General features: G+C 65.5%; 23 protein-coding genes and 1 pseudogene. 11 read left to right on the top strand and 13 right to left on the bottom strand.

Annotated features, from left to right (window positions below):
• Nucleotides 1-361: 361 nt before the first annotated feature.
• The 3 genes from EDE12_RS09775 to EDE12_RS09785 all read left to right on the top strand — a co-directional run bounded on the left by EDE12_RS09775 (nt 362) and on the right by EDE12_RS09785 (nt 3,032).
• Nucleotides 362-787 carry a CatB-related O-acetyltransferase gene (locus EDE12_RS09775; RefSeq protein WP_051592469.1) on the top strand — a complete coding sequence of 142 codons (426 nt, stop codon included), beginning with the start codon at nt 362-364 and terminating at the stop codon, nt 785-787.
• Between the two features lie 230 nt (nt 788-1,017).
• Nucleotides 1,018-1,272, top strand: a complete 255-nt coding sequence (locus EDE12_RS09780) for a hypothetical protein (RefSeq protein ID WP_024880000.1) — start codon at nt 1,018-1,020, stop codon at nt 1,270-1,272.
• A gap of 62 nt (nt 1,273-1,334) precedes the next feature.
• Entirely contained in the window at nt 1,335-3,032 is a 1,698-nt protein-coding gene (locus EDE12_RS09785) for a cation:proton antiporter (protein WP_026598678.1), read from the top strand.
• On the opposite strand, the gene EDE12_RS09790 is transcribed toward EDE12_RS09785, so the two are convergent.
• Nucleotides 3,033-3,692, bottom strand: coding sequence for a M15 family metallopeptidase (locus tag EDE12_RS09790; RefSeq protein ID WP_026598679.1), 660 nt, complete (start codon nt 3,690-3,692; stop codon nt 3,033-3,035).
• Nucleotides 3,693-3,770: 78 nt separating this feature from the next.
• Here EDE12_RS09790 and EDE12_RS09795 point away from each other — a divergent pair, with 78 nt between their 5' ends.
• Nucleotides 3,771-4,268: an N-acetyltransferase gene (locus tag EDE12_RS09795; protein WP_026598680.1), complete on the top strand. Its 498-nt coding sequence runs from the start codon at nt 3,771-3,773 to the stop codon at nt 4,266-4,268.
• Nucleotides 4,269-4,272: 4 nt separating this feature from the next.
• Here EDE12_RS09795 and EDE12_RS09800 read toward each other — a convergent pair whose 3' ends face one another.
• From EDE12_RS09800 to EDE12_RS09835, 8 genes are all read right to left on the bottom strand, one after another.
• On the bottom strand, nt 4,273-5,478 hold the full coding sequence (locus EDE12_RS09800; protein WP_026598681.1) for a DNA methyltransferase: 1,206 nt from the start codon (nt 5,476-5,478) through the stop codon (nt 4,273-4,275).
• A 22-nt stretch (nt 5,479-5,500) separates the two neighbouring features.
• Nucleotides 5,501-6,631: a tRNA guanosine(34) transglycosylase Tgt gene (gene tgt, locus EDE12_RS09805; protein ID WP_026598682.1), complete on the bottom strand. Its 1,131-nt coding sequence runs from the start codon at nt 6,629-6,631 to the stop codon at nt 5,501-5,503.
• Between the two features lie 13 nt (nt 6,632-6,644).
• Nucleotides 6,645-6,989: a hypothetical protein gene (locus tag EDE12_RS09810; RefSeq protein ID WP_024880006.1), complete on the bottom strand. Its 345-nt coding sequence runs from the start codon at nt 6,987-6,989 to the stop codon at nt 6,645-6,647.
• Entirely contained in the window at nt 6,986-8,038 is a 1,053-nt protein-coding gene (queA, locus tag EDE12_RS09815) for a tRNA preQ1(34) S-adenosylmethionine ribosyltransferase-isomerase QueA (protein ID WP_026598683.1), read from the bottom strand. Before queA ends, EDE12_RS09810 begins: the two co-directional genes overlap by 4 nt.
• Nucleotides 8,039-8,279: 241 nt before the next feature.
• Nucleotides 8,280-8,732, bottom strand: a complete 453-nt coding sequence (locus EDE12_RS09820; protein ID WP_026598684.1) for a peptidylprolyl isomerase — start codon at nt 8,730-8,732, stop codon at nt 8,280-8,282.
• An 82-nt stretch (nt 8,733-8,814) separates the two neighbouring features.
• On the bottom strand, nt 8,815-9,369 hold the full coding sequence (locus tag EDE12_RS09825; protein ID WP_024880009.1) for a peptidylprolyl isomerase: 555 nt from the start codon (nt 9,367-9,369) through the stop codon (nt 8,815-8,817).
• 26 nt (nt 9,370-9,395) lie between these two features.
• Entirely contained in the window at nt 9,396-9,896 is a 501-nt protein-coding gene (gene coaD / locus EDE12_RS09830) for a pantetheine-phosphate adenylyltransferase (RefSeq protein WP_024880010.1), read from the bottom strand.
• 292 nt (nt 9,897-10,188) lie between these two features.
• Nucleotides 10,189-12,699 carry a PAS domain-containing sensor histidine kinase gene (locus EDE12_RS09835; RefSeq protein WP_026598685.1) on the bottom strand — a complete coding sequence of 837 codons (2,511 nt, stop codon included), beginning with the start codon at nt 12,697-12,699 and terminating at the stop codon, nt 10,189-10,191.
• A gap of 285 nt (nt 12,700-12,984) precedes the next feature.
• On the opposite strand from EDE12_RS09835, the gene EDE12_RS22455 reads away from it, so the two are divergent.
• A complete protein-coding gene (locus EDE12_RS22455; RefSeq protein WP_026598686.1) occupies nt 12,985-13,884 on the top strand; it encodes a flagellar biosynthetic protein FliO in 900 nt (299 codons plus the stop codon).
• Nucleotides 13,885-13,960: 76 nt separating this feature from the next.
• On the opposite strand, the gene dksA is transcribed toward EDE12_RS22455, so the two are convergent.
• Together dksA and EDE12_RS09850 are read right to left on the bottom strand one after the other, a co-directional pair.
• The gene (gene dksA, locus EDE12_RS09845) at nt 13,961-14,377 is read right to left on the bottom strand and encodes an RNA polymerase-binding protein DksA (protein ID WP_024880015.1); all 417 of its coding nucleotides are present in this window, start codon (nt 14,375-14,377) and stop codon (nt 13,961-13,963) included.
• Nucleotides 14,378-14,457: 80 nt separating this feature from the next.
• The gene (locus EDE12_RS09850; RefSeq protein WP_026598687.1) at nt 14,458-15,678 is read right to left on the bottom strand and encodes an NADP-dependent isocitrate dehydrogenase; all 1,221 of its coding nucleotides are present in this window, start codon (nt 15,676-15,678) and stop codon (nt 14,458-14,460) included.
• Nucleotides 15,679-15,924: 246 nt separating this feature from the next.
• Here EDE12_RS09850 and EDE12_RS09855 point away from each other — a divergent pair, with 246 nt between their 5' ends.
• The 5 genes from EDE12_RS09855 (at nt 15,925) to EDE12_RS09875 (ending at nt 21,754) form a co-directional block, all read left to right on the top strand.
• Nucleotides 15,925-16,170 carry a type II toxin-antitoxin system ParD family antitoxin gene (locus tag EDE12_RS09855; RefSeq protein ID WP_026598688.1) on the top strand — a complete coding sequence of 82 codons (246 nt, stop codon included), beginning with the start codon at nt 15,925-15,927 and terminating at the stop codon, nt 16,168-16,170.
• Nucleotides 16,171-16,488, top strand: coding sequence for a type II toxin-antitoxin system RelE/ParE family toxin (locus tag EDE12_RS09860; RefSeq protein ID WP_026598689.1), 318 nt, complete (start codon nt 16,171-16,173; stop codon nt 16,486-16,488).
• Nucleotides 16,485-17,312: an RNA methyltransferase gene (locus tag EDE12_RS09865; RefSeq protein ID WP_026598690.1), complete on the top strand. Its 828-nt coding sequence runs from the start codon at nt 16,485-16,487 to the stop codon at nt 17,310-17,312. Before EDE12_RS09860 ends, EDE12_RS09865 begins: the two co-directional genes overlap by 4 nt.
• A gap of 72 nt (nt 17,313-17,384) precedes the next feature.
• A complete protein-coding gene (gene dnaE / locus EDE12_RS09870) occupies nt 17,385-20,846 on the top strand; it encodes a DNA polymerase III subunit alpha (protein WP_134188069.1) in 3,462 nt (1,153 codons plus the stop codon).
• Entirely contained in the window at nt 20,843-21,754 is a 912-nt protein-coding gene (locus tag EDE12_RS09875; protein ID WP_026598691.1) for an MBL fold metallo-hydrolase, read from the top strand. Before dnaE ends, EDE12_RS09875 begins: the two co-directional genes overlap by 4 nt.
• A 67-nt stretch (nt 21,755-21,821) precedes the next feature.
• On the opposite strand, the gene EDE12_RS09880 is transcribed toward EDE12_RS09875, so the two are convergent.
• Nucleotides 21,822-22,598 (bottom strand): DUF1499 domain-containing protein, encoded by a 777-nt coding sequence (locus EDE12_RS09880; RefSeq protein ID WP_024880021.1) that lies wholly within the window; start codon nt 22,596-22,598, stop codon nt 21,822-21,824.
• Nucleotides 22,599-22,765: 167 nt separating this feature from the next.
• Between EDE12_RS09880 and EDE12_RS09885 the strand changes: the two genes are divergently transcribed.
• A complete protein-coding gene (locus EDE12_RS09885) occupies nt 22,766-22,972 on the top strand; it encodes a hypothetical protein (RefSeq protein ID WP_024880022.1) in 207 nt (68 codons plus the stop codon).
• A 188-nt stretch (nt 22,973-23,160) separates the two neighbouring features.
• Here EDE12_RS09885 and tuf read toward each other — a convergent pair.
• Nucleotides 23,161-23,292 (bottom strand): annotated as a pseudogene (gene tuf, locus EDE12_RS09890) (elongation factor Tu); the annotation flags it as partial.

A 23,292-nucleotide genomic window follows, 5' to 3' on the forward strand; every position in this document is an offset into this window, starting at 1 on the left:
CGGCCCATAGGAGATTTCAAAAATGCTGCACATTATTTCGGAACGAACTATCGATCTGTTCCGACAAGGAAAAATCTTTTCGACTCTATCTGGCGAGCAGAGATTTCGCGTCGGAGACACGATCGAATTCGATGATCGAGCCAGTCTCGAACCGTATTCCGCAGTCCTCGGCGGCCATACCTTCATCGAGATGGGCGCGTTCTCTTATTCATGGAGTCCCTTCCCCGCAGGGCTTCAGAAAATCGGCCGCTATTGCTCAATTGCCGGCGGTTTGCGCATTCCCGGTGGAAATCATACGGTCGATTTTGTTTCATCCTCTTCGTTTTCCCACGACCGTGAATTTTCGATTTTCGTGGAGTGCATGAAAGACGAGGGTGTAGACTTCCCGCGCCGTTATTCGCCCCGCTATCAATCTTCGGATCGCCTCGCCGGCCCGGTCATCGGACATGATGTGTGGATCGGCGATAACGTCACACTTTCCCGCGCCATCACTCTGGGGACCGGGTGCGTCGTCGCTGCGGGTTCAATGGTCACCAAGAGCGTGCCGCCCTATGCGATCGTCGGCGGCAATCCGGCGCGCATCATCCGCATGCGCTTCGACGAGGGGATCGTGCGCGACCTCCTCGCCCTGGAATGGTGGCGCTTCAAATTTACTGATTTCGCCGCGATGCGCATCGACGCCCCGTCTCTTTTCATCGACGAGCTCGCGGCGCGCATCGCGGCGCATGAGATCGAAGAATATCGCCCCGCGCCTCTATCGCTGGCCAGCCTCGAGGAGCCGCAGTGACTATTCGATCGCGGGCTCCATATGCGGCTGACGATTTTGAGACATATTTTCTGTCTGGCTCCGCCGGGGCGCTCTGCGAAAATCCTAGGGCGCCGCCGCGCCGGGGCGAGAGGCGCCGCGGCCTCCGCGCTCGCGCACAGGGCGGAAAATCGCTCGCGCCTCTTTGCGTACGGCTTTTCTTTTCGCCACTCGGCGCGCTATCATTCTCCGGTCGGCCGCGGGAGTTGCGTATGAGCGTCGAGACCAGACAGCCGAGAGACGTGGCGCGTCGGCTCGCCGATCGCGCCCGCAGCATCAAAAGCGCGCGCAGCGACAGCTGGCGCCGGGAGACCTTCACGCTCGAGCGCGGCGAGGCCCGCGCCAAGGCGCGCGAATGGTTCGACCTCTATCCCAAAGCCGCCTATATGACCGAGATCGAGTTCTGGCGAGAGCTCGAGGACGGCCGCATCGAATTCACCATCCGCCGCCTGCCCAGCGCCGACTGACCCCCTCCTTTCCTCTGGCGCTCGAATTGCTCTATTCGAGGGTCTTGTTTTCAGGAGGGAAGATGCAACACGGCGTCGATCTCGTCACGACCCTCGCCGCCGCGCTCGGCCTCGCGCTTTTCATGGGGCTCATCGCCGCCAAGCTGCGGCTCTCGCCGCTGGTCGGCTATCTCTTCGCCGGAATATTGATCGGCCCGGCGACGCCCGGATTCGTGGCCGATGTCGCCCTCGCCGATCAGCTCGCCGAGATCGGCATTATTCTGCTGATGTTCGGCGTCGGCCTGCATCTTTCGATCGACGATCTCCTTTCCGTCCGTCGCATCGCCGCGCCGGGAGCAGTGGTGCAGATGGCCATCGCCACGGCGCTGGGCGTCGGCGTCGCCACCTATTGGGGCTGGCATTTCGGCGCGGCGCTGATATTCGGCCTCTCGCTCTCCTGCGCCAGCACCGTGGTGCTGCTGCGCGCGTTGGAGGAGCGCGGCGAGATGGACACGATCAACGGCCGCATCGCCATCGGCTGGCTCGTCGTCGAGGATTTGGCGACCGTGCTGCTGCTGGTGCTGCTGCCGCCGGCCGCCGGTCTGCTCGGCGGCGGCGATCCGGACTCCATGGCCGGCGAGACGAATCTATGGCCGATCGTCGGCCTGACGCTCGCCAAAGTGGCGGCCTTCGTCATTTTGATGCTGGTGGTCGGGCGCTGGCTGTTCCCGCGCCTCTTGTTCTGGGTGGCGGGCGTCGGCTCGCGCGAGCTGTTCACCCTCTGCGTCGTCGCCACGGCGATCGGCGTCGCCTATGGCTCGGCCAAGCTCTTCGACGTCTCCTTCGCGCTGGGCGCTTTTTTCGCCGGCATGATGATGCGCGAATCCGAGTTCAGCCATCGCGCCGCCGACGAATCCCTGCCGCTGCGCGACGCTTTCTCCGTCCTGTTCTTCGTCTCGGTCGGCATGGCCTTCGATCCGCGCGCTTTCGTCGAGGAGCCCTGGCGCGTGCTCGCCGTGGTCGGCATTGTGATGGTGGGCAAGACGCTGGCCGCCGTCGGCCTCACCCTCGCGCTGCGCTATCCGCTGGACACGGCGCTGACCGTCGGCGCCAGCCTCGCGCAGATCGGCGAATTCTCCTTCATTCTGGCCGGGCTCGGCGTCTCGCTCGGCCTCATCTCGCCGGACGGCCGCAATCTCATCCTCGCCGGCGCGCTGGTCTCCATTGCGCTCAATTCGCTGGTCTTCGTCGCCATCGAACCGATTCGCGTGCGGCTTGGGCAAAAAGCGCGCTCCTTGGATCCGCTCGCGGAATTGCCGGCGAGCGTCGACGACTCCCGCCTCGCCGGCCAAATCGTGCTGGTCGGCTATGGCCGCGTGGGGAGCCGCATCGGCGAGAAGCTGCTGGAATGGGGCGCGCCCTTTGTCGTGATCGAGCAGAATCGCGAATTGGTGGAGACGCTGCGGGCGAAGGACATCGCAGCCGTCTGCGGCGACGCCTCCGAGCCCGCCACTCTGGCGCAGGCCCATATCGCGCGAGCGAGCGAGCTGATCGTCTCGACGACGCCCGACAGCTGCGACCTGCAGAAGACGATCGCCGCGGCGCGTAGGGTCAATCCCAGCGTGGGCGTCGCGCTGCGCGCCCGCGACGAGGCGGAGGCGAAGCTGCTCGAGCTCGAGAACATCGGCCGCGTCTTCTCGCCAGAAACCGAGCTCTCGCTCGGCATGCTCGGCTATTTGTTCGAGCGGCTCGGCAGGGACGGCTCACGATTGGACGGCTGATTATTCGATCTCTATGTCGAAGCTCGGCGCCGCGCCCGCGCCGGTGAAGGCGAAATGCCACCATTCGGTCGGCAGATTGTGGAAGCCGTGGCTGCGCATCAGCGTCTCGAGGCGGCGGCGATGCTCCTGCGCCTCGCTGCTCACATCCTTGTTGGCCGTCCAGGACCGTTCGTCGAAAAAGTCGAAAGGCGTGCCGAAATCCCAGCCCAGCACGCCGAGATCGACGGCGAGCCCGGTCGAATGCGAGGATTTCTCGGCGATATAGCCGCGCGCGAAGAGGTCGCGCTTGTTCTCATGCGGATAATATTGCGCCTTCATGCTCTCGTCCGGGCCTTTCGCCCAATCGATGAAGGCGGCGACCGCGCGACGCGGGCGATAGCAATCATAGAGGATGAGCTCGAAGCCTTGGCGCTTCGCCTCGCCCTGCACGGCGATGAGCGCCTTCGCCGCATCCTCGCGCAGCCAGCATTGCGCGGCCTTATAGCCGGGCACCGGGCGGCCGGTGAAATTATCGGCGCCGGCGTAGCGCATATCCTGCACGATCTGCGGCGCGAGATCGGCGAGCCGCACGAAGCCCAGCGGAAGCGCTGCGGCAGCGGCGGTGCAAGCGACGCAGGCGCCGGCGGCGGCAACGATATCGCGGGTGGTTTTGGAGGTCATGGAGCGGCTCGGCGTTGACGGTAGCGCGGCATGCCGACAGTATTAGCCTAGGGATTGGCCCGATCAAAGGCGTCGGACATGCTCATTCGAGACGAGAGCGCAGCAGATCGCGTCTCGGTGCGAGACGTGCACAGCGCCGCCTTCCGAGACCATCCGTTCAGCAAGGGGCGGGAGGGAGAGCTCGTCGACGCGCTGCGCGAGGCCGGCGCTCTGACCATCTCGCTCGTCGCCGAAGCCGAATTCATCGTCGGCCATATCGCCATCTCACCTGTCACGATCGACGGAGTTGCGCTCGGCTGGTTCGGCCTCGGACCGATCGCCGTGCTGTCCGAGCATCGGCGCCAGGGCGTCGCCGCCGCGCTGATCGATGCCGGTCTGGCGCGGCTCCGCGCCGCCGGCGCCGCCGGATGCGTCGTCTTCGGCGAGCCCAAATATTACGGCCGTTTCGGATTCCGGTCCCATGCCGGACTTCGCTTCGCTGGAGGTCCGCCGGAGCTTTTCATGGCCCTGCCCTTGGCGTCGACGATGACGCTCGGCGCCGTCGATTATCATCCAGCGTTCGCGCTGGTCGGCTGAGACGCTAAATCCTCCTCAGCGTCACCACGCGGTTCGTGTTCGTGCCTTTGGCGTTATTCCCGACGCCCCAGCAATTGCTGGTCTTGGTGAAGCTCTGGCTGTTGACCAGCACGAACAGCCGCTCGAAAGGCAGCCCCTCGGCGGCGCGCCAGACGAGCCGCTCCAGCAGCACCTTGCCGCCGCGCACCTCGCCGACCTCGAAGGCCACATGCCCGCCGGGCGCGACGATGCGCGCGAATTCCGTGAGACAGGCGCGCACCATTCGCTCCCATTCCGCCTCGCTGCGATGCGCGGAGATGCGCACCGCATTCGTATCGACGCCGGCGAACCAATTGCGCAGCCAGTTGTCGCTCGCATATTGCACGACATCCAGAAAGGGCGGCGAGGTGACGACGAGCCGCACTTCCGCGTCGCCGGCATAGGGCGCGCGCCAGGCTTCGCTCGTGGCGAGCACGGCGGGCGGATGCGGCGGCGGCGCGCCATCGGCGAGAAGCGCGCGCGATTTGCGTAGGATGAGCGCCGCGACATCGCGCAAGGGCGGCGTCTGCTTGCGCTTGGCGTTGATCTTGGCCTGCGCCTCGATGGAGACGGCCTGGTTCGGCGGCAGCGAATAGACCGAGAAAAAGCCGGGCGAGTGGCCGGTCAAGCGATTGATCGCGACCATGCGAATCCAATCGTCGACCTCATCCGTGTCGCGCTCGAGCAAATGACGCCGCAGCGCGCAGAGGCGGCGCAAAGTCTCGGGATGATAGAAGACGTGAAGATCGTCGCGCTCGACCGCGCCTTGCTCCCAAGGGATTTCGGCGAGGCGTTTCTCTATGGCCGCGAGCGACGGCGGCGCCAGGCGCGGGCGCGTCAGCAGAATGGAGAGCGGATTGATATCCGCGCCCATGGGCCGCCGCCCTTGCAGCGCGGCCTCGAGCGGCGTCGTGCCGCGGCCCATGAAGGGATCGAGCACAGCCTCGCCCGGCGAGGTGAGACGCGAGATGAAAAAGCCCGGCAGCTGCGGCTTGAAGCAGGCGCGATAGCTGATCTCGTGCAGCGAATGCGCCTGCCGCTGCGCCGAGGTCCAGAATTCATTGACGAGATAGAGGAGGCCCTCCTCCTCTATCCGCCGCGTCGGCGCGCCGAAAACGTCGAAGGCGAGCAGCTCTGCTTCGAGAGTCGTATCGGCCGAGCAGGCAAGATTGCGAGCGAGCGCATGGGGCATGAATCACCCTTGTTCATGCCGACTATAGCGCCTTGGCTTCTCCGCGCGCCCAGCCTTCCTTCGTCTCTGCGATGAAATCGGCGAGACGCCCCTGCTCTATCGCCTCGCGCAGCCCGGCCATCAGCTCCTGATAATAAGCGACGTTGATTTCCGTCAGCAGCATCATGCCGAGGATTTCTTGCGCCTTCACCAGATGATGCAGATAGGCGCGGGAATAATCGCGCGCAGAGGCGCAGGCGGCGCCTTCATCGAGCGGCGCGGCGTCGTCGGCATGACGCGCATTACGAAGATTTACGCGGCCGAAGCGCGTATAGGCGAGGCCATGGCGCCCGGCGCGCGTCGGCATCACGCAATCGAACATATCGACGCCGCGCAGCACGGATTGCACGATATCGTCCGGCGTGCCGACGCCCATCAGATAACGCGGCTTCTCCTCGGGCAGATGCGGGATGACGATGTCGAGCATCGCCAGCATCACATCCTGCGGCTCGCCGACCGCGAGGCCGCCTATGGCGAGGCCGTGGAAATCCATGCCGGCCAGCGCCTTCGCGCTCTCTATGCGCAGCGGCGGCGAGGCGCCGCCCTGCACTATGCCGAAGAGCGCCTTGCCTTTGGCGTCGCCGAAAGCTTTGCGCGAGCGCTCCGCCCAGCGCAACGACAAGCGCATTGCACGCTCGGCCTCCGCATCGGTGCAAGGCAGGCGCACGCATTCGTCGAATTGCATATGTATGTCGGAATCGAGCAGACGCTGAATCTCCATCGAGCGCTCGGGCGTCAGCATGTGACGCGAACCGTCGATATGGGATTGGAAGGCGACGCCCTCCTCGTTCAGCTTTCGCAGCTTCGATAGCGACATCACTTGAAAGCCGCCGGAATCGGTGAGGATCGGATGCGGCCAATTCATGAATTTATGCAGCCCGCCGAGCGCGGCGACGCGCTCCGCGCCCGGGCGCAGCATCAGATGATAGACATTGCCGAGCACGATATCGGCGCCGGTCGCGCGCACATCCTGCGGAAACATCGCCTTGACCGTCGCCGTCGTGCCCACGGGCATGAAGGCCGGCGTGCGTATCTCGCCGCGCGGCGTCGAGACGAGGCCGCGCCGCGCCGCGCCGTCTTTGGCGAGCAGCCGAAAAGAAAATTGCTCGGTCATGCGTCTCTCATTGTCAGCTCTTGGCGCCGAGAGACGCCACTTTGACGATCTCATAAAGGCCGAAATCGCGCTCGTTCCAATGCACGGTGAAGCGCTCGCCGACCTTGATCGCGACGCTGCGTAGATCAGTACGCCACGCTTCCGCGGCGCCCATGCCGAAATCCAGAGCGCCGTCGCGCCGCAGCACGAAAGGCCGGCATTTGCCGCCGGAAAGATCGCAGGCGCCGAAAGTCTCCCAATGCGAGATCACGCGGCGGCTGTCGGCGTCTATGCGCAGATCGAGCGTCAGCGGACATTCGGTGCGATCGTCGCGCCAGAGCGCCAGCACGCGCACGTCGAGGAAAGCGACTTCGCTCATTTGCGCAGCAGCAGGCAAGCGTCGCCGTAGGAATAGAAGCGATAGCCGGAAGCGATCGCATGCGCATAGGCCGCACGCATGCGTTCGAGCCCGGCAAAGGCGCAGACCAGCATGAAAAGCGTCGAACGCGGCAGATGGAAATTGGTGAGCAGCGCATCGACGGCGCGGAACCGATAGCCGGGCGTGATGAAGATCGCCGTGTCGCTCGCAAATTCCGCGAGCGTTCCGTCCTCGCGCGCCGCGCTCTCCAGCACGCGCAATGCGGTCGTGCCCACGGCGATGATGCGCCCTCCCCGCGCGCGCGTCTCGTTCAGCGCTTGCGCCGTCGGGGCGTCGAGCGCTCCCCATTCGGAATGCATCTTATGCTCTGCAGTGTCCTCGACCTTCACCGGAAGAAACGTCCCCGCGCCGACATGCAACGTCACGCGATGCAGCGAAACGCCTTTCGCCTGCAGCTCTTCGACGAGGCGCGGCGTGAAATGCAGCCCTGCCGTCGGCGCGGCGACGGCGCCGGCGTTGGCGGCGAACAGCGTTTGATAATCGGTCTCGTCGCGCGCGTCGGCGGCGCGTTGGCCGGCGATATAGGGCGGCAGCGGCATGACGCCGGCGGCCTCCACGGCTTCGTCCAGCGCGGCTCCCGCGAGCGAGAAGCCGAGCAATATCTCGCCATTCTCGCCCTTCTCGAGCGCCGTCGCCGCCAGCGCGCCGTCCGCTCCAAAGCACACGGTCTCGCCGATGGCGAGCTTCTTCGCGGGCTTGACGAGCGCGCGCCAGCGATCGGCCGCGACGCGCTCGATCAACGTCGCTTCTATATGGGCGCGCGTTTCGCCGCGCGCGCGAAAGCCGGAGAGGCGCGCGTGAATGACGCGCGTGTCATTGACGACGAGCGCATCGCCGGGCGCGAGAAAATCGGTCAGATCACGAATGGAGCGCTCGAGGAAGGCGCCGTCCGGCGGAACGACGAGCAGACGCGCGCTGTCGCGCGGCTCGGCGGGACGCAGCGCGATCCGGTCTCGCGGAAGCTCGAAATCGAAGAGATCGACGCGCATGGGGAACTATAGACGGTTCGCGGAGTCATCGTGCGCGACTCCTTCTCCCACGAGTGGGAGAAGGTGGCCCTCGCGTCAGCGAGGGTCGGATGAGGGCCGACGCCCGCACGGCAAAATCCTTTGGCTCGCCACGCATATCGATACGTGGACGCGGCCGCGCCCTCATCCGACCCGGCTTCGCCGGGCCACCTTCTCCCGCGAGCGGGAGAAGGGAGCGCGAACTTTCATTGGCGGCGGAAAATCAGACCAGCGAGGCCTTGACGATCCTGTCCGGGTCCTTCACCGGCTCGCCGCGCTTGATCTTGTCGACATTCTCCATGCCGGAGATCACCTGGCCCCACACCGTATATTTCTTGTCGAGGAAGCGGGCGTCGTCGAAGCAGATGAAGAATTGCGAATTGGCGGAGTCGGGGTTTTGCGCGCGCGCCATGGAGCAGGTGCCGCGCACATGCGGCTCGGCGTTGAACTCCTGCTTCAGGTCGGGATATTTCGAGCCGCCGGTGCCGGTGCCGTGCGGACAGCCGGTCTGCGCCATGAATCCGTCGATGACGCGATGGAACACGATTCCATCATAGAAGCCTTCGGAGACGAGCTTCTTGATATGCGCCACATGATTGGGCGCGAGATCGGGGCGGAGCTTGATCAAAACGTCGCCCTGCGTCGTCTCGAGCTTCAGATTTTCGGCTTCGGACATGTCCACTCCTGTCGGTTTTACATTTCGCCCGGCGAAGCAAACCGAGGGCCGCGGCGCTCGGATCGCAGCGCGAAAGACGCGATCAGCTATTGTCGCCGGCGAGGCGCAGCTTGATGATCTTGTCGGGGCTCGACACTTTTCCATTGTCGGCCTTGTCGCCCTTCTTGATCTTGTCGACGACATCCATGCCGGAGACGACCTCGCCGATCACCGTATATTGCTCTTCGAGATAGCGCGCCGGCGCGAGGCAGATGAAGAATTGCGAATTGGCCGAGTCCGGGCTCTGGCTGCGCGCCATGCCCAGAGTGCCGCGCACGAATTTCTCCTTGGAGAATTCGGCCGGAATATTCGGCAGGTCGGATTTGCCCATGCCCGTGCCGGTCGGATCGCCGGTCTGCGCCATGAAGCCGTCGATGACGCGGTGGAACACGATTCCATCATAGAAATGGCGCTTGGCCAATGTCTCGATCTGCGCCGCATGCTTGGGCGCGATATCGGCGCGCAGCTTGATGACGATGCGGCCGTCCTTGGTGTCGAGGTAGAGCGTATGGGGCGGAGCGTCCTCCGCGCTGGCCGGGCCGGTAAGCGCGGCGGCGGCGAGAGCGGCGAGCGTGAAGCTGCGGCGATCGATAGGCAATCGAGCCTCCCTTTGCGTTGTTTTTGTCAGCGTCCGGAGAGCGCGCGGCGCAGAACTTCGGCCGCCTCTGGCGGAACGAAGGCCGAGACATCGCCTCCGAGCGAGGCGATCTGCCGCACGAGCGTCGCGGTGATGTGCCGGACCGCCGGAGACGAAGGGTGAAAAATGGTTCTGATCTCCGGCGCCATGGCGAGATTCATCCCCGCCATCTGCATTTCATAGTCGAAATCGGAGCCGTCGCGCAATCCGCGCAGGATCAGCCCGGCGCCATGGTCGCGCGCCGCCTCCACCGCGAGGCCGGCGAAGGAGACCACCTCGAAGCGACAGGAAGCGGCCTCCGCAAGCCCGGCGCAGACCGTCTCGATGAGCACGACGCGCTGCGCGAGCGGGACCAGAGGCGTCTTGCCCGGATGCGCGCCTATGGCGATGACGAGGCGGTCGCAGAGGCTCGCCCCGGCCCGGATCACGTCCAAATGGCCGAGGGTCAGCGGGTCGAAGGAACCAGTGTAGAGCGCCGTGCGGGTCATAACGCGGATATAGGCGATTTTCGGCGGAGCGGCGAGACCCGATCGCCGACGCCTCCGCCTGACGCAATCACGTCGGGTCGCGAGGGAGAACCCTTCGAAGCGACGGACTAATGATCACATGGTGATGTAATCTTCCACTCTGCACCAGCCTGTGTAATCACAGCCGAGGGCGAGCGCATAGAAACCCACCAATAAGATCACCAAGAACATCGAGAAAACGAGACCTATCGCTCCGATAGAGCCGACGCCTACTCGAATAATCGCGGTCGCAACTCGCGGAATCGACATAGACTCACCCCAGGCTCGCCTTCACCGTCTCGATCAGCTGCTTCAGGCTGAAGGGCTTGGGCAAAAAGCCGAAATCCCCCTCCGGCAGATTCTTGGCGAAAGCCTCCTCGGCATAGCCCGAGACGAACACCACCTTCGCCGTCACGCCGCGCTTGCGCAATTCGGCGAACATGGCCGGCCCATCCATCTCCGGCATCACCACATCGGAAACGATGAGGTCGATGCGCTGGCCCTCGCGCTCCACCACTTCCAGCGCCTCGAGGCCGGAGGCGGCCTCCATCACATTATAGCCGCGCGAGCCCAGCGCCCGCGCCGCGAAGGCGCGAACGGCGTCCTCATCCTCCACCAGCAGGATCGTCCCCTGCCCCGTGTAATCGGTGGCGGGCTTGGCGGCCTCGGGCTTGGCGGCGATCTCGCCGACCTCGGGCACATGGCGCGGCAGGAAGATGCGGAACACGGTTCCGCGCCCGAGCTCGCTCGCCGGAAAGACGAATCCGCCCGACTGCTTGACGATGCCGAACACCATGGAGAGGCCGAGGCCCGTGCCTTTGCCGACCTCTTTTGTGGTGAAGAAGGGCTCGAAAATCTTGGCCATCACATCCGGCGCTATGCCCGCGCCATTGTCCTCGACCTCGATCAGCACATATTCGGCCGGCGTGAGCGAGGCCTCGCCGAAGGCGGCGCATTCGCCCGAAGCGATATTGCGCGTGCGCAGCTGGATGCGTCCGCCCGATTCCGGCATGGCGTCACGGGCGTTCACCACCAGATTGATGACGACCTGCTCGAATTGATTGATGTCGGCCTTCACGAACCACAAATCGCGGCCGTGCTTGAGATCGACCTCGACCTTTTCGCCGACGAGACGGCGCAGCAGCATTTGCAGCTCCGTCAGCACGTCGCCGAGTTGCAGCACTTGCGGGCGAAGAGTCTGCCGGCGCGAGAAGGCGAGCAACTGGCGCGTGAGGCCGGCGGCGCGATTGGCCGTCTGCTTGATCTGGATAATGTCCTGGAAGGACGGATCGGTCGGCCGGTGATTGGCGAGCAGCAGGTCGGAATAGCCGATGATGGCGGTGAGCATATTGTTGAAATCATGCGCCACGCCCCCGGCGAGCTGGCCGACCGCCTGCATCTTCTGCGATTGGGCGAAGCCCTCCTGCAGCTTGCGATGCTCGGTGGTGTCGAGCGCGTAAATGGTCGCGCCCTTCTTGCCGGCGTCCTCCGAGGGGGCGACGAAGAAACGCGCCGAGCGCGTCGGCAGTCCGTCCTCCTCCTGCAGCGTGGCGTCGATGGGCGGCACGTCGCCGCGATTGTCCAGAGCCGCGGCAATGGCGTCCTTCAGCGCGACGCGGTCGCGCTCGACGACGCTGGCCAGCACGGGCCAGGCGGCGGCGCCCTTCAGCGCTTGCGGCAGCAGCTTGGCGAAGGCGGCGTTGGAGCGCGTGACCTTGCCGTCCGGATCGACGGCGGCGATCGCCATGGGCGTCGAATTGAAGAAGCGTGCGAAACGCACCTCGGCGGCGCGCAAATCCTCCTCCGGCTCCTCGCCGGCGGTGCGGTTGAGCACCAAGGTCCGCGAGGCGCCCGGCGCGCCGTCCTGGCCGAAGGCGACGCGATGCAGCAGCCGCACCGGCAGCGAGCGGCCGTTGCGGCGCTTCAGATCGAGGTCGATCTGCGCGGTGCGGACCTCGCCCGAGCCGCCGGTGATGGCGGTCAGCAGAGTCGAGCCATTATTGGCGACGATATCGGCCAGCGAGACCCCGCCCGAGCCGACCTGGGTGAGGTCATAGCCGAGCCAGCCCGCGAGCGTCTTGTTCATATAGGAGATGGCCCCGTCCGGGCCGGCCGAGAAAAAGCCCGCCGGCGCATGGTCGAGGAAGTCGATCGCGTGCTGCAGCTCCTGGAAGACATTCTCCTGGCGCTGGCGATCGGCGGTGGCGTCGACGACTGTCCACAGATTCGTGTGGCGCGCGCCATCGCGCTCGAGCGGGCGCACGCGAATGCGATACCAGCCGACCTCGGCGTCGCCGGTGAGCGGCGGAACGAGGCGCACATCCTCGACATGGGCGCGCTTGGCGCGGGCAGCCTGGGCCAGGCGATAGATCGCCTCCGACACCTCCGCAGGCCCCGAGAACAGCCGCTCGACCGTCAGCAGCCCGGCCGGATCACGCGAGCCGCAGAGCTCCAGATAGGCGTCATTGGCGTAGACGATCTGCGTGTCGCCCTCGGTGACGAGCAGCCCCTCGGAGAAGGAATCGGCGATCTGGCGGGCGATGTCGAGCCGTGCAGAACGGCCCGGAAAGCGCAAAAATCCAACAGCATAGGCGAAGGCGCAGAACACGCCGGCGACAGCGAGCAGCGCCAGCAGGCCGACGGCGAATTTGGGCGCGACCGGCGCCGGCAGCAGCGAGGCCACGACGATCGAGCCCACCAGGACGATGGCGAGCGCGAGGACCAGGCCGACATTGCCGGGGCGTTCGGTGCGGTCATAGGCGGGCGGCGCCGTCCTGTCGGTCACGGGAATCGTCTCATGAATCGTTTCATGGGCCGCCTCATTGGCCGTATCTCGGGCCGTCTCTCGCCGTCGGATGGGCTCCTGCGCCCACAAACGCTGCGGCGCAGGCAGAATCAGGCGGAACAATGGCCCCGGCCGGGGCGCATGGCAATGTCCTTGCGCATTTTCCGCAAGCGCGAATCACGAAGAATGCACTATTAACCATTGCTTAACCTTTGAGGCGCGCTTGCGTCCAACGCTGATAGACTGCATTCTCGCGCCGCGTCACGACGAAAGAAAAATCGATTCATGCCGTCCAGCATCACACAGTCGCAGCTCCTGCCGATACTCGCCGCAATTGTCGCGTTCCTGTTCGCGGCGCTGCTGCTCGTCTATATCTACCGGCTCTTGTTCGGACGACGCATCAAGGCTCCAGGGCCGCGCAACCGGCCGCGCCGGCTCGATATCGTCGATACTTTCGATGTCGATGGCGATCGGCAGCTGGTCATCGTGCGCCGGGACAATGTCGAGCATCTTCTACTCATCGGCGGACCGAATGATCTCTTGGTCGAGGCGTCGATCAGCCGCGTCGAGGTCCGCGAGCAGCGTCCGCGCGAGAAGGAGGCGCCCTCCGCCGGCCCCGGCTGGCCGCTCGGCCCTTCCGCCGCGCCTCAGGCGCCGGCTCCCGCCCCTGCGCCGGCCCCGTCTTTTCCGCCGTCGCTCGGCCTGGCCTCTTCGCCCGTGGAGAGCGAGGCTCCCAAGCCGCCGGTCGAGCCTGCGCCGCCTCCGTCGGCCGGTCTCGCGCCGCTGCCGCCGGATCTGTTCGGCCCGCCGCCCTCCAAGCCCGCTCCGCCGCCCGCGCCCGAGGCGCCTGCCCGCGCCGGAACGCCGCGCTTCACGCCGCAGCGCCCGCCCTTCACCCCGACGCCGCGTCCGCCGCGGCCCGCGCCGCCGCCTTTCCTGTCGCGCGCCGCCAAGCCGCCCGTCCCGCCGCCGGCCGCCGAGGTCCCCCCTCCGCCCCCGCCTGCTCCCGAGGAGCCGCCGCATCTGCCCGCTCCTGAGCCGCCGCCGCCGGAGCCCGTGGCTGTCGAACCGCCGCCGCCTGCGCCGGAGGAGCCCGCGCCGCCGCCCGCCGAGCCTGTCGATCCGCTCGACTCGCTGGAGGCCGAAATGGCCCGCTTGCTGGGCCGGCCGGAATCCAAGCCCTGAAAATAAATCAGCGCCCGCGGAGATTTTCCGCGGGCGCTGATTTGTTTCAAGGGTCCGAAAAAGTAAGGAAGCGCTTTCAGTCGTCCCGATAGACGCGCTCGCGGCGCTCATGCCGCTCCTGCGCCTCGATCGACAGAGTGGCGATCGGCCGCGCATCCAGCCGCTTCAAGGAAATGGGCTCGCCCGTCTCCTCGCAATAGCCATAGGTGCCGTCCTCGAGCCGCGCCAGAGCGGCGTCGATCTTGGAGATCAGCTTCCTCTGCCGGTCACGCGCGCGAAGCTCGATCGCACGATCGGTCTCCGACGAAGCGCGATCCGCGAGGTCCGGATGGTTTTCGTTCTCGCTCTGCAGAGTGGCGAGCGTGTCGCGGCTCTCCTGCAGGATCTCGTCTTTCCACGCGAGCAGCTTGCGCCGAAAATACTCGCGCTGCCGGTCATTCATAAAATCTTCTTGCTCGGACGGTCTGTAGCTCGCGTCTAGATCCACCGCCATGGCCGCGAATCCTCCCTAAGCCTGAACGCGGCGTCTATATAGCCGCGCCGCTCGGGTAGCACAATCACTTCGTCCGCGTCTCATTTGCCTGCCTGAAGCGCGGCTGCGAGGTTGGAATCGATCTTGTCCAGGAAGCCGGTGGTCGACAGCCATTTCTGATTATGGCCGACGAGCAGCGCCAGATCCTTGGTCATGAAGCCCTGCTCCACCGTGGAGACGCAGACCTGCTCCAACGTCAGAGCGAAGCGCGCCAGTGCCTCATTGCCGTCGAGCTTGGCGCGATGCGCGAGCGCGCGCGTCCAGGCGAAGATGGAGGCGATGGAATTGGTCGAGGTCGCATGGCCCTTCTGATGCTCGCGATAATGGCGCGTCACCGTGCCATGCGCAGCCTCCGCCTCGACGGTCTTGCCGTCCGGCGTCATCAGCACGCTGGTCATCAGGCCGAGCGAGCCGAAGCCCTGCGCCACCGTGTCCGACTGCACGTCGCCATCGTAATTCTTGCAGGCCCACACATAGCCGCCGGACCATTTGAGCGCCGAGGCGACCATATCGTCGATCAGCCGATGCTCATAGGTGAGCCCATTGGCCTGGAATTGCGTCTTGAACTCGGCGTCGAACACTTCCTGGAACAGATCCTTGAAGCGCCCGTCATAGGCTTTCAAAATCGTGTTCTTGGTCGAGAGATAGAGCGGGAATTTGCGGTTCAGCGCAAAATTCATCGAGGCGCGGGCGAACTCGCGGATCGAATCGTCGAGATTGTACATCGCCATCGCGACGCCGGCGCCGGGGAAGCGGAACACTTCCTTCTCGATCACAGTCCCATCGTCGCCTTCGAATTTCATCGTCAGCCGGCCCTTGCCGGGCGTGCGGAAATCGACGGCGCGGTATTGATCGCCGAAGGCGTGGCGGCCGATGACGATCGGCTGCGTCCAGCCGGGCACGAGGCGCGGAACATTCTTGGCGATGATCGGCTCGCGGAAAATGACGCCGCCCAGAATATTGCGGATCGTGCCGTTGGGCGACTTCCACATTTCCTTCAGGCCGAATTCCTGCACGCGGGCTTCGTCCGGCGTGATGGTGGCGCATTTGACGCCGACGCCATGCGTCTTGATCGCCTCGGCGGCGTCGATCGTCACCTGATCATTGGTGGCGTCGCGGTTCTGGATGGAGAGATCGTAATAGAGCAGCTCGAGATCGAGATAAGGGTGAATGAGCTTGTCTTTGATATAGGCCCAGATGATCCGGGTCATCTCGTCGCCGTCGAGCTCGACGACCGGATTCTCGACCTTGATCTTGCTCATAAAATGCCTCTCCCCGCGTGAGCCGCCGGCCTTATAGCGCGCGTAACGCGCGAGGCAAAGCAGGCGCCATGAGCAAATCTGCGAGGCGAAGCGGTTTGCGCGTCTCGTGACGGCGATTTTGATCGACTACTGCCGAATGTTCAGGCGCCGACGCCTACGGCGCGCTCGGCCGAGAGAAAATTCGACCGACGCCAAAAATAGCACGTTATGCGCATAATGTGTTATCCTCCGCCGAGGAGGCGCGCCATGAACGTATCCGTCGGCAAGCATTGGGAAGAGTTCATCGACTCCCTGGTCAAGCAGGGCCGCTACGCCTCGGCGACCGAGGTGATGCGCGAAGGCCTGCGTCTCGTGGAGGAGCGCGAGGCCAAGCTGAAGGCGCTGCGCGAGACGATAGAGGCGTCGCTGGCCGAAGGGGGCGAATTGACCGACGAGCAGGTCGCCGCCGAGCTGCGCGCTCATGTCGAGGCGCGAAGGGCGCGAAGCGCCTGAATGCGCAAGCTGGTCTATCGCCTCGCCGCGAATCGGGATTTGAAAGACATCGCCGATTTCATCGGCGAGACCTCCGGCGATCTCGACGCGGGATTAGCCGCCGCCGATCGATTTCGCGCGCAATGCGCGAAGCTGGCCGCTTCGCCCGTCCTTCTTGGCCGCCCGCGCGAGGAGCTCTCGCCAGGACTGCGCGGCTATTTGTTTCGCGGCTACATCATCTTCTTCCGCTGCACCGATGAGCGTCTGGAAATCGTGAACATTCTGCATTCGCGTCGCGATCTAGCGGCGACACTCGACTCGAGCGACGACCTCCCGTGACCGGCGCTGGAACCGACCACACCAAGCCAAAGCTCGAAGGTGGGCCGACCATCGTGCTCGTGCGGCCGCAGCTCGCGGTCAATATCGGCATGTGCGCGCGCGCCATGGCCAATTTCGGCCTCTCCGACCTGCGGCTGGTCGCGCCGCGCGAGGGCTGGCCGACGCGCGATCCCGTCTATCGCGAGGCCTCCTACGCCGCCGCCGCCGGCGCCGCGCATCTGCTCGATTCGGCCAAGCTCTATGAGACTGTGCGCGAGGCGATCGCCGATCTTTCCTTCGTCTATGCGGCGACGGCGCGCGGGCGCGGACAGGTGAAGCCCGTGGTGACGCCCGCGACCGCAATGTCCTCTACAGTCGTGCGCATCAAAGCCGGCGAGCGTCATGGCGTGATGTTCGGCCCAGAGCGCACCGGCCTCGACAATGACGACGTCGCGCTCGCCGATTCGATTCTGACCTTTCCGGTCAATCCCGCCTATGCCTCGCTCAATCTGGCGCAGGCGGTGCTGCTCACCGGCTATGAATGGTTCCGCTACGCCCATGGCGAGACGCTGCCCTTCGACGTCACCGAGCGCTCGCCGCCCGCCACCCGCGAGATGACGCTCGCCTTCTTCGACTATCTGGAGAAGCATCTCGACGAGCGGCAATTCTTCCGCCCCGAGACAAAGAAGCCGGTGATGTCGCGCAATCTGCGCAATATGTTTCACCGCATGAACATGACCGAGCAGGATGTGCGCACGCTGTGGGGCGTGGTGGTGAGGCTGGTCGAAGGCCCGCGGCGCGAGCCGAAGAAGGCGAGGCGACGCAAGTCCGAGGAGCAGAGCTGAACCAGCGCGCGCCCCTTCTCCCACCCTGCGGGAGAAGGAGCGGCGCACATTGGTTGCTGATATGATCCCCTTATGTCCCGCTTCGCCGAACTCGCGACTGCGACCAATTTTTCCTTCCTGCGCGGCGCCTCGCATCCCGAGGAGATGGTCGCGCAGGCGATGGCGCTCGGCCATATCGGCATAGGCGTCGCCGATCGCAATTCGCTCGCCGGCGTGGTGCGCGCCCATTCCTATCTGCGCGAGCATGCGGCCGAAGCGTCCGGCTTTCGCCTCGCCATTGGCGCGCGCCTCGTCTTTGCCGATGAGACTCCGGATGTTCTCTGCTATCCGAAGGACCGCGCCGCCTATGGGCGTCTCTGCCGGCTGCTGACGCGCGGCAATATGCGCGCGCAGAAAGGCGAATGCCGCCTCTTCCTCGACGATCTCCTCGAATTTTCCGAAGGCCAGCAGCTCATCGTCATGGAGGGCGCGGCCCCTCCCCTTGCCCTGCTCGAGGCGGCGCGCGGCCGGCTGTGGCTCGCCGCGACCGCGCTCTATGGCGTCGATATGCGCTCCGCCCTCGCCCGCCGCATCGCGCTCTCGCGCGAGATGGGCCTGCCGCTCATCGCGGTGAACGAGGCGAACATGCATGTTCCCGAGCGACGCCCGCTCGCTGACGTTCTCGCCTGCGTGCGCGAGAAGACGACGCTCGACAATGCCGGCTATCTGCTCTCCGCCAACGCCGAGCGCTCACTAAAGAGCGGCGCAGAAATGGCGCGGCTCTTCGTGCAGGCGCCGCAGGCGGTGGAGGAGACCGCGCGCTTTCTGGAAGGTCTTTCCTTCCGTCTCGACGCGCTCGCGCATAATTATCCGAGCGAGTTGCGCGAAGGATTCGCCAGCGAGCAGGAGGCGCTCGAATATTACGCGCGCGAAGGCGCGAGGATGCGCTATCCAAACGGCGTTCCCGATAAGGTCGAGACGCTGCTACGCCATGAGCTGAAGCTGATCGCCGAGCTCGGCTACGCCGCCTATTTTCTCACTGTCCACGACATTGTGCGTTTCGCGCGCGCAAAGGACATTCTCGCGCAGGGGCGCGGCTCCGCCGCCAATTCCGTCATCTGCTTCTGCCTCGGCGTTACCGAGGTCGATCCGACCAAGCATGATCTCCTCTTCGAGCGCTTCGTCTCCGCCGCGCGCAACGAGCCGCCCGACATAGACGTCGATTTCGAGCATGAGCGGCGCGAGGAGGTGATGCAATATATCTACGCGCGCTATGGCCGCGAGCGCGCCGGCCTCACGGCGACGGTGGTCTCCTATCGCTCGCGCTCGGCCATTCGCGAGGTCGGCAAGGCTTTCGGTCTTTCCGCCGATGTCGTCTCGCGGCTCTCGAACAATGTGTGGGGAGGAATGGCGCAAGGAGAGGCGTCCCCACCTCCCCCTCGAGGGGGGAGGTCGAGCGCCGAAGGCGATCGGGAGGGGGTGAAACCCCGAGTCTTTGCCGTTGAACCCCACCCCGTCCGGCTATCGCCGGCCGACCCTCCCCTTAAAGGGGAGGGTGAGCGCGAGCCGCGTCTCGCCAAGGCGCTGGAGCTGACGCGCGAACTGACCGGCTTTCCGCGCCATCTCTCGCAGCATACGGGCGGCTTCGTCATCACGCGCGATCGGCTGGACGAGATTGTCCCGCTCGCGCCCGCCGCCATGGAAGGCCGCACGACGATCGAATGGGACAAGGACGATCTCGACGCGCTGCGCATATTGAAGATCGACGTGCTGGCGCTCGGCATGCTCACCTGCCTGCGCAAGGGCCTCGCCCTGCTGGCCGAGCGCTATGACGTCGTGCATCGCCTTTCGTCGATCCCGGCGGAGGAGGAGAGCGTCTATGACATGATCTCGCGCGCCGATACGATCGGCGTGTTCCAGATCGAGAGCCGCGCGCAAATGTCCATGCTGCCGCGGCTGCGGCCGCGGGAGTTCTACGATCTCGTCATAGAGGTGGCGATCGTGCGGCCCGGCCCCATTCAGGGCGATATGGTTCACCCATATCTCCGCCGTCGTATCGGCAAGGAGCAAGTGTCCTTTCCTTCGGCAGAGCTCGAGCAAGTGCTGCGCAAGACGCTCGGCGTGCCTTTGTTCCAGGAGCAGGCGATGCGCATCGCCATCGTCGCCGGCGGCTTCACGCCCGATGAGGCGGATCGGCTGCGCCGCGCCATGGCGACGTTCAAGCGCGTCGGCACGATCGGAACCTTCCGCGCCAAAATGCTCGCCGGCATGGAGGCGCGCGGCTATAGCCGCGAATTCGCCGAGCGCTGCTGGGGGCAGATCGAAGGCTTCGGCTCCTATGGTTTCCCCGAGAGTCACGCGGCGTCTTTCGCTCTGCTCGTCTATGCCTCCGCCTGGCTCAAATGCCGTTATCCGGACGTGTTCTGCTGCGCCTTGCTGAACGCGCAGCCCATGGGCTTCTATGCCCCGGCGCAGATCGTGCGCGATGCGCAGGAACATGGCGTCGGCGTGCATGAGGTCGATGTGAACGCCTCCGATTGGGATTGCACGCTGGAGACGCGCGCGCAGGCGACGCCGCTGCATTCGCGCCACGCCTCCATGGCCGGCGACATTCGCGCGACGCATGATGTGCGGCTCGGCTTCCGCCAGATCGTCGGCCTGCGCGAAGCGGACATGAAGCGCCTCGTGGCGAAGCGCGGCGCGGGCTATGATTCCGTGCGCGATCTATGGCTGCGCGGCGGGCTCGAGCCATCGACGCTTGAGCGCTTGGCGGAGGCCGGCGCCTTCGCCTCGCTCGGCCTGCCGCGACGCGACGCGCTCTGGGCCGTGCAGGCGCTCAATCGCGCCGGCGACAAGGACGATCTCCCGCTGTTGCGCGCGCTCTCCTTCGCGCCGCAGGAGGAGGACGCGAACCTCCCGCCCATGCCGCTCGGGGCGGAGGTAGTGGAGGATTATCGCTTTCTGTCGCTGTCGCTGAAGGCGCATCCAATGGCGTTTCTGCGCGCGCGGCTCGAGGCCAAGGGGATCATGCCCTGTGGGGCGCTCGGCGGCGGCCCCCTCCCACACCCTCCGCCGAAAGGCCCCCTCCCCAACCCTCCCCCGCAAGCGGGAGAGGGAGCAGGCTCCACACTTCATCGAGATTTCGCGCAACGCCGGCCGCTCCCCTCTCCCGCGCAGCGGGGGAGGGTGAGGGAGGGGGCAACGGGCCAAGGCGCGCGCGAGGGCGCCCGCGTGACAGTCGCCGGCCTCGTGCTGGTGCGGCAGCGGCCGGGCTCGGCGAGCGGCGTGATCTTCATGACGATCGAGGACGAGACGGGAATCGCCAATATCGTCGTCTGGCCGAAACTGTTCGAGCGCCAGCGTCCCGAGGTCATCGGCGCGCGGCTGGTGGCGGTCACGGGGCGCGTGCAGAATGAATCCGGCGTCGTCCATGTGATCGCGCAGAAGATCGAGGATCTGACGGCCGATCTGCGCCTGCTCGAGCAATCGCGCGGCGCAAACGCAAGCGAGGCCAAGGCGCGCGAGGCAATCCCGAAGGGACGCAATTTTCAATGACCCGAGACGACTTCCTCACCACCTTCGACTCTCCGCCGGGCGCGCTGCAACGCTTGTCGCCGGCGACGCGCCGCATCGTCGCGCCCAATCCCGGCGCCTTCACCTATACGGGCACATGCAGCTACATCATCGGGGAAGGCGAGGTCGCGATCATCGACCCCGGCCCGGCGGACGCCTCCCATATAGAGGCGCTGCTCGCCGCCATTGCTGGCGCAACGCTGCGCTATCTGCTCGTCACCCATACGCATCGCGACCACTCCCCGGCGGCGCGCGTTCTGGCGGAGAAGACCGGCGCGACCATCGCCGGCTGCGCGCCTTATGCGCCGCCGCCCGATCTTTCGGTCACTGGCCCCGGCCTCGACGCCTCGCATGACAAAAGCTACGCGCCTGACATTTCCTTCGCCGATGGCGATAGGCTGAGCTTCGGCGGCCTCACCATCGAGGCCGTAGCGACGCCCGGCCATACGACCAACCATCTCTGCTTCGCGCTGGCCGAGGAAGCGACGCTCTTCACCGGCGATCATGTGATGGCCTGGGCGACCACCGTCATCGCGCCGCCGGACGGCTCCATGGGAGAATATTTCGCTTCGCTGGAAAAGCTGCGCGCGCGCGACGATCGCCTCTATTGGCCCGCCCATGGCGGGCCAGTGAAGGAGCCGCAACGCTATCTACGCGCCCTGCTCCACCATCGCCGGCAGCGTGAGGCGGCCATCCTCGAGCGGCTCGAGGCCGGCGACGAGACGATCGCCGCCATGGTCGCGCGCATTTACGAGGGCTTCGACGCGAGCTTGCAGAGGGCGGCGGCGCTCTCCGTCTTCGCCCATCTCGAAGATTTGATCGAGCGCGGGCTCGCCCGTTCCGACGGGCCGGCGACATTGGAGACGCGGTATTTCAGAGTGAGCGAATAGGGAGTAGCGAATAGCGAATAGCGGCGTCCCAGTTCTACTCGCTATTCGCTACAAACTCCCTACTCCCTCACTTCTCGTTCAACCCCGCCTGCAGCTCCTCGGCGAATTGGCGGATGCGCTTTGCGTTGGCGCCGAAATCATGGCGCCCGTAACGGGAGGCGGAGCGCACGTCTATGCGCGTCTGGCCGGCGAGCGGGCGCAGCCGCACGGCGATATCGTCGGCAAAGCCCATCACCAATGTGCGGTCGAGAAAATCGAGATGGCCGATGCCGGAACGGCCGCCCGGCGGACGCTGGTCGATGACGCGCCAGCCGCGGCTCTGCGCCGTCTCCAGCACCAGCTGATAGGCCTCGTCCGGCTCGAGATCGACGACGATCGGCTCTATGTCCGGATAGCCGTCCCTCTGCCGCTCCGCAGTGTCGGCGTCGAAGCCCGCGGGCGTGAAGCCGGCGCGCGCCGCGACGGCCGCCCGCGAGGTGGAAAAGCGCGGCGGATCGGCCGTATCCGTCGAGACGTCGGATAGCACCGGCAGACGCACGGCCTGGACGGCGAGATAGGCCGGATAGCCGAGCGTCACGGCGGCGAGAAAGGCGCCGCCGAGCGCCTCGCCCAGCCCGCGCCGGCCCTCCTGCCAGATGACGACGCAGGCGGCGAGAAACAGCAGCAGCGCGACGAGCGCCACCACGATCGCGCCGCCGAGCACGGCGAGCGAGGCCTGCGGCTCCACCGCATTGGCGCGCGCGAGGATCACGGCGATCGCCGCCACCGGCAGAGAGAAAACGGCGAGCCGCCGGCACCAGACCGCGGCGTTGGAGACGGGCTCTTCTGGGATATGGCGCAGCATGAGGCGATCATAGCATCGATCGCAGCGCAGCTCATCCACAGGGGCATGTGGAAGACGCGCGGCAGGCTCCGCGATTTTACGAATAGTTTACCGGGGTAAGGGAGACTTTAAATCAATTGCACGCATTCCTCGAGCGCCCCGCAACCGTTCAGTAGAGAGTAGCCGCCATGTCGAAGCTCGTCGCCACCGATTTCAGCGAAGCGCAATCCGCCGACCGTCCGCATGATCTGCTCACCCGCCTCTATCGCGAGATCGGCATTTCGGCCGTCGCCGCGGCGCTCGAGGTGATGGCGCATCCGAGCCATGACGAGACTGAGGCCTCCGAGGACGCGCGCCTGCCGGCAATCCTCCTCGAGGAGCAGCTCGCGGCCTGACGGTCCACAACTCTCTTCTCCCCGACTTGGGACCGCGAGCCATTCGGCTCGCAGTCCCTTTTTTCGAAGCGAGCCCGAAAGGCTCGCTTTCTTATTCGATGATCGAGGCGACGACGCCGGCGCCGAGCACGAGCGCTTCGCGCTCGTGCAAACCTAATGCGGTTGTCGCGACGGCGTGCTCGCTCCGATCACTCGATGATCGAAGCGACCACGCCTGCTCCAACCGTGCGGCCGCCTTCGCGGATGGCGAAGCGCAGCTTCTCCTCCATGGCGATCGGAACGATGAGGTTCACCTCCATCGCCACATTATCGCCCGGCAT

Source organism: Methylosinus sp. sav-2, assembly GCF_004366495.1.
Classification (GTDB): Bacteria; Pseudomonadota; Alphaproteobacteria; order Rhizobiales; family Beijerinckiaceae; genus Methylosinus.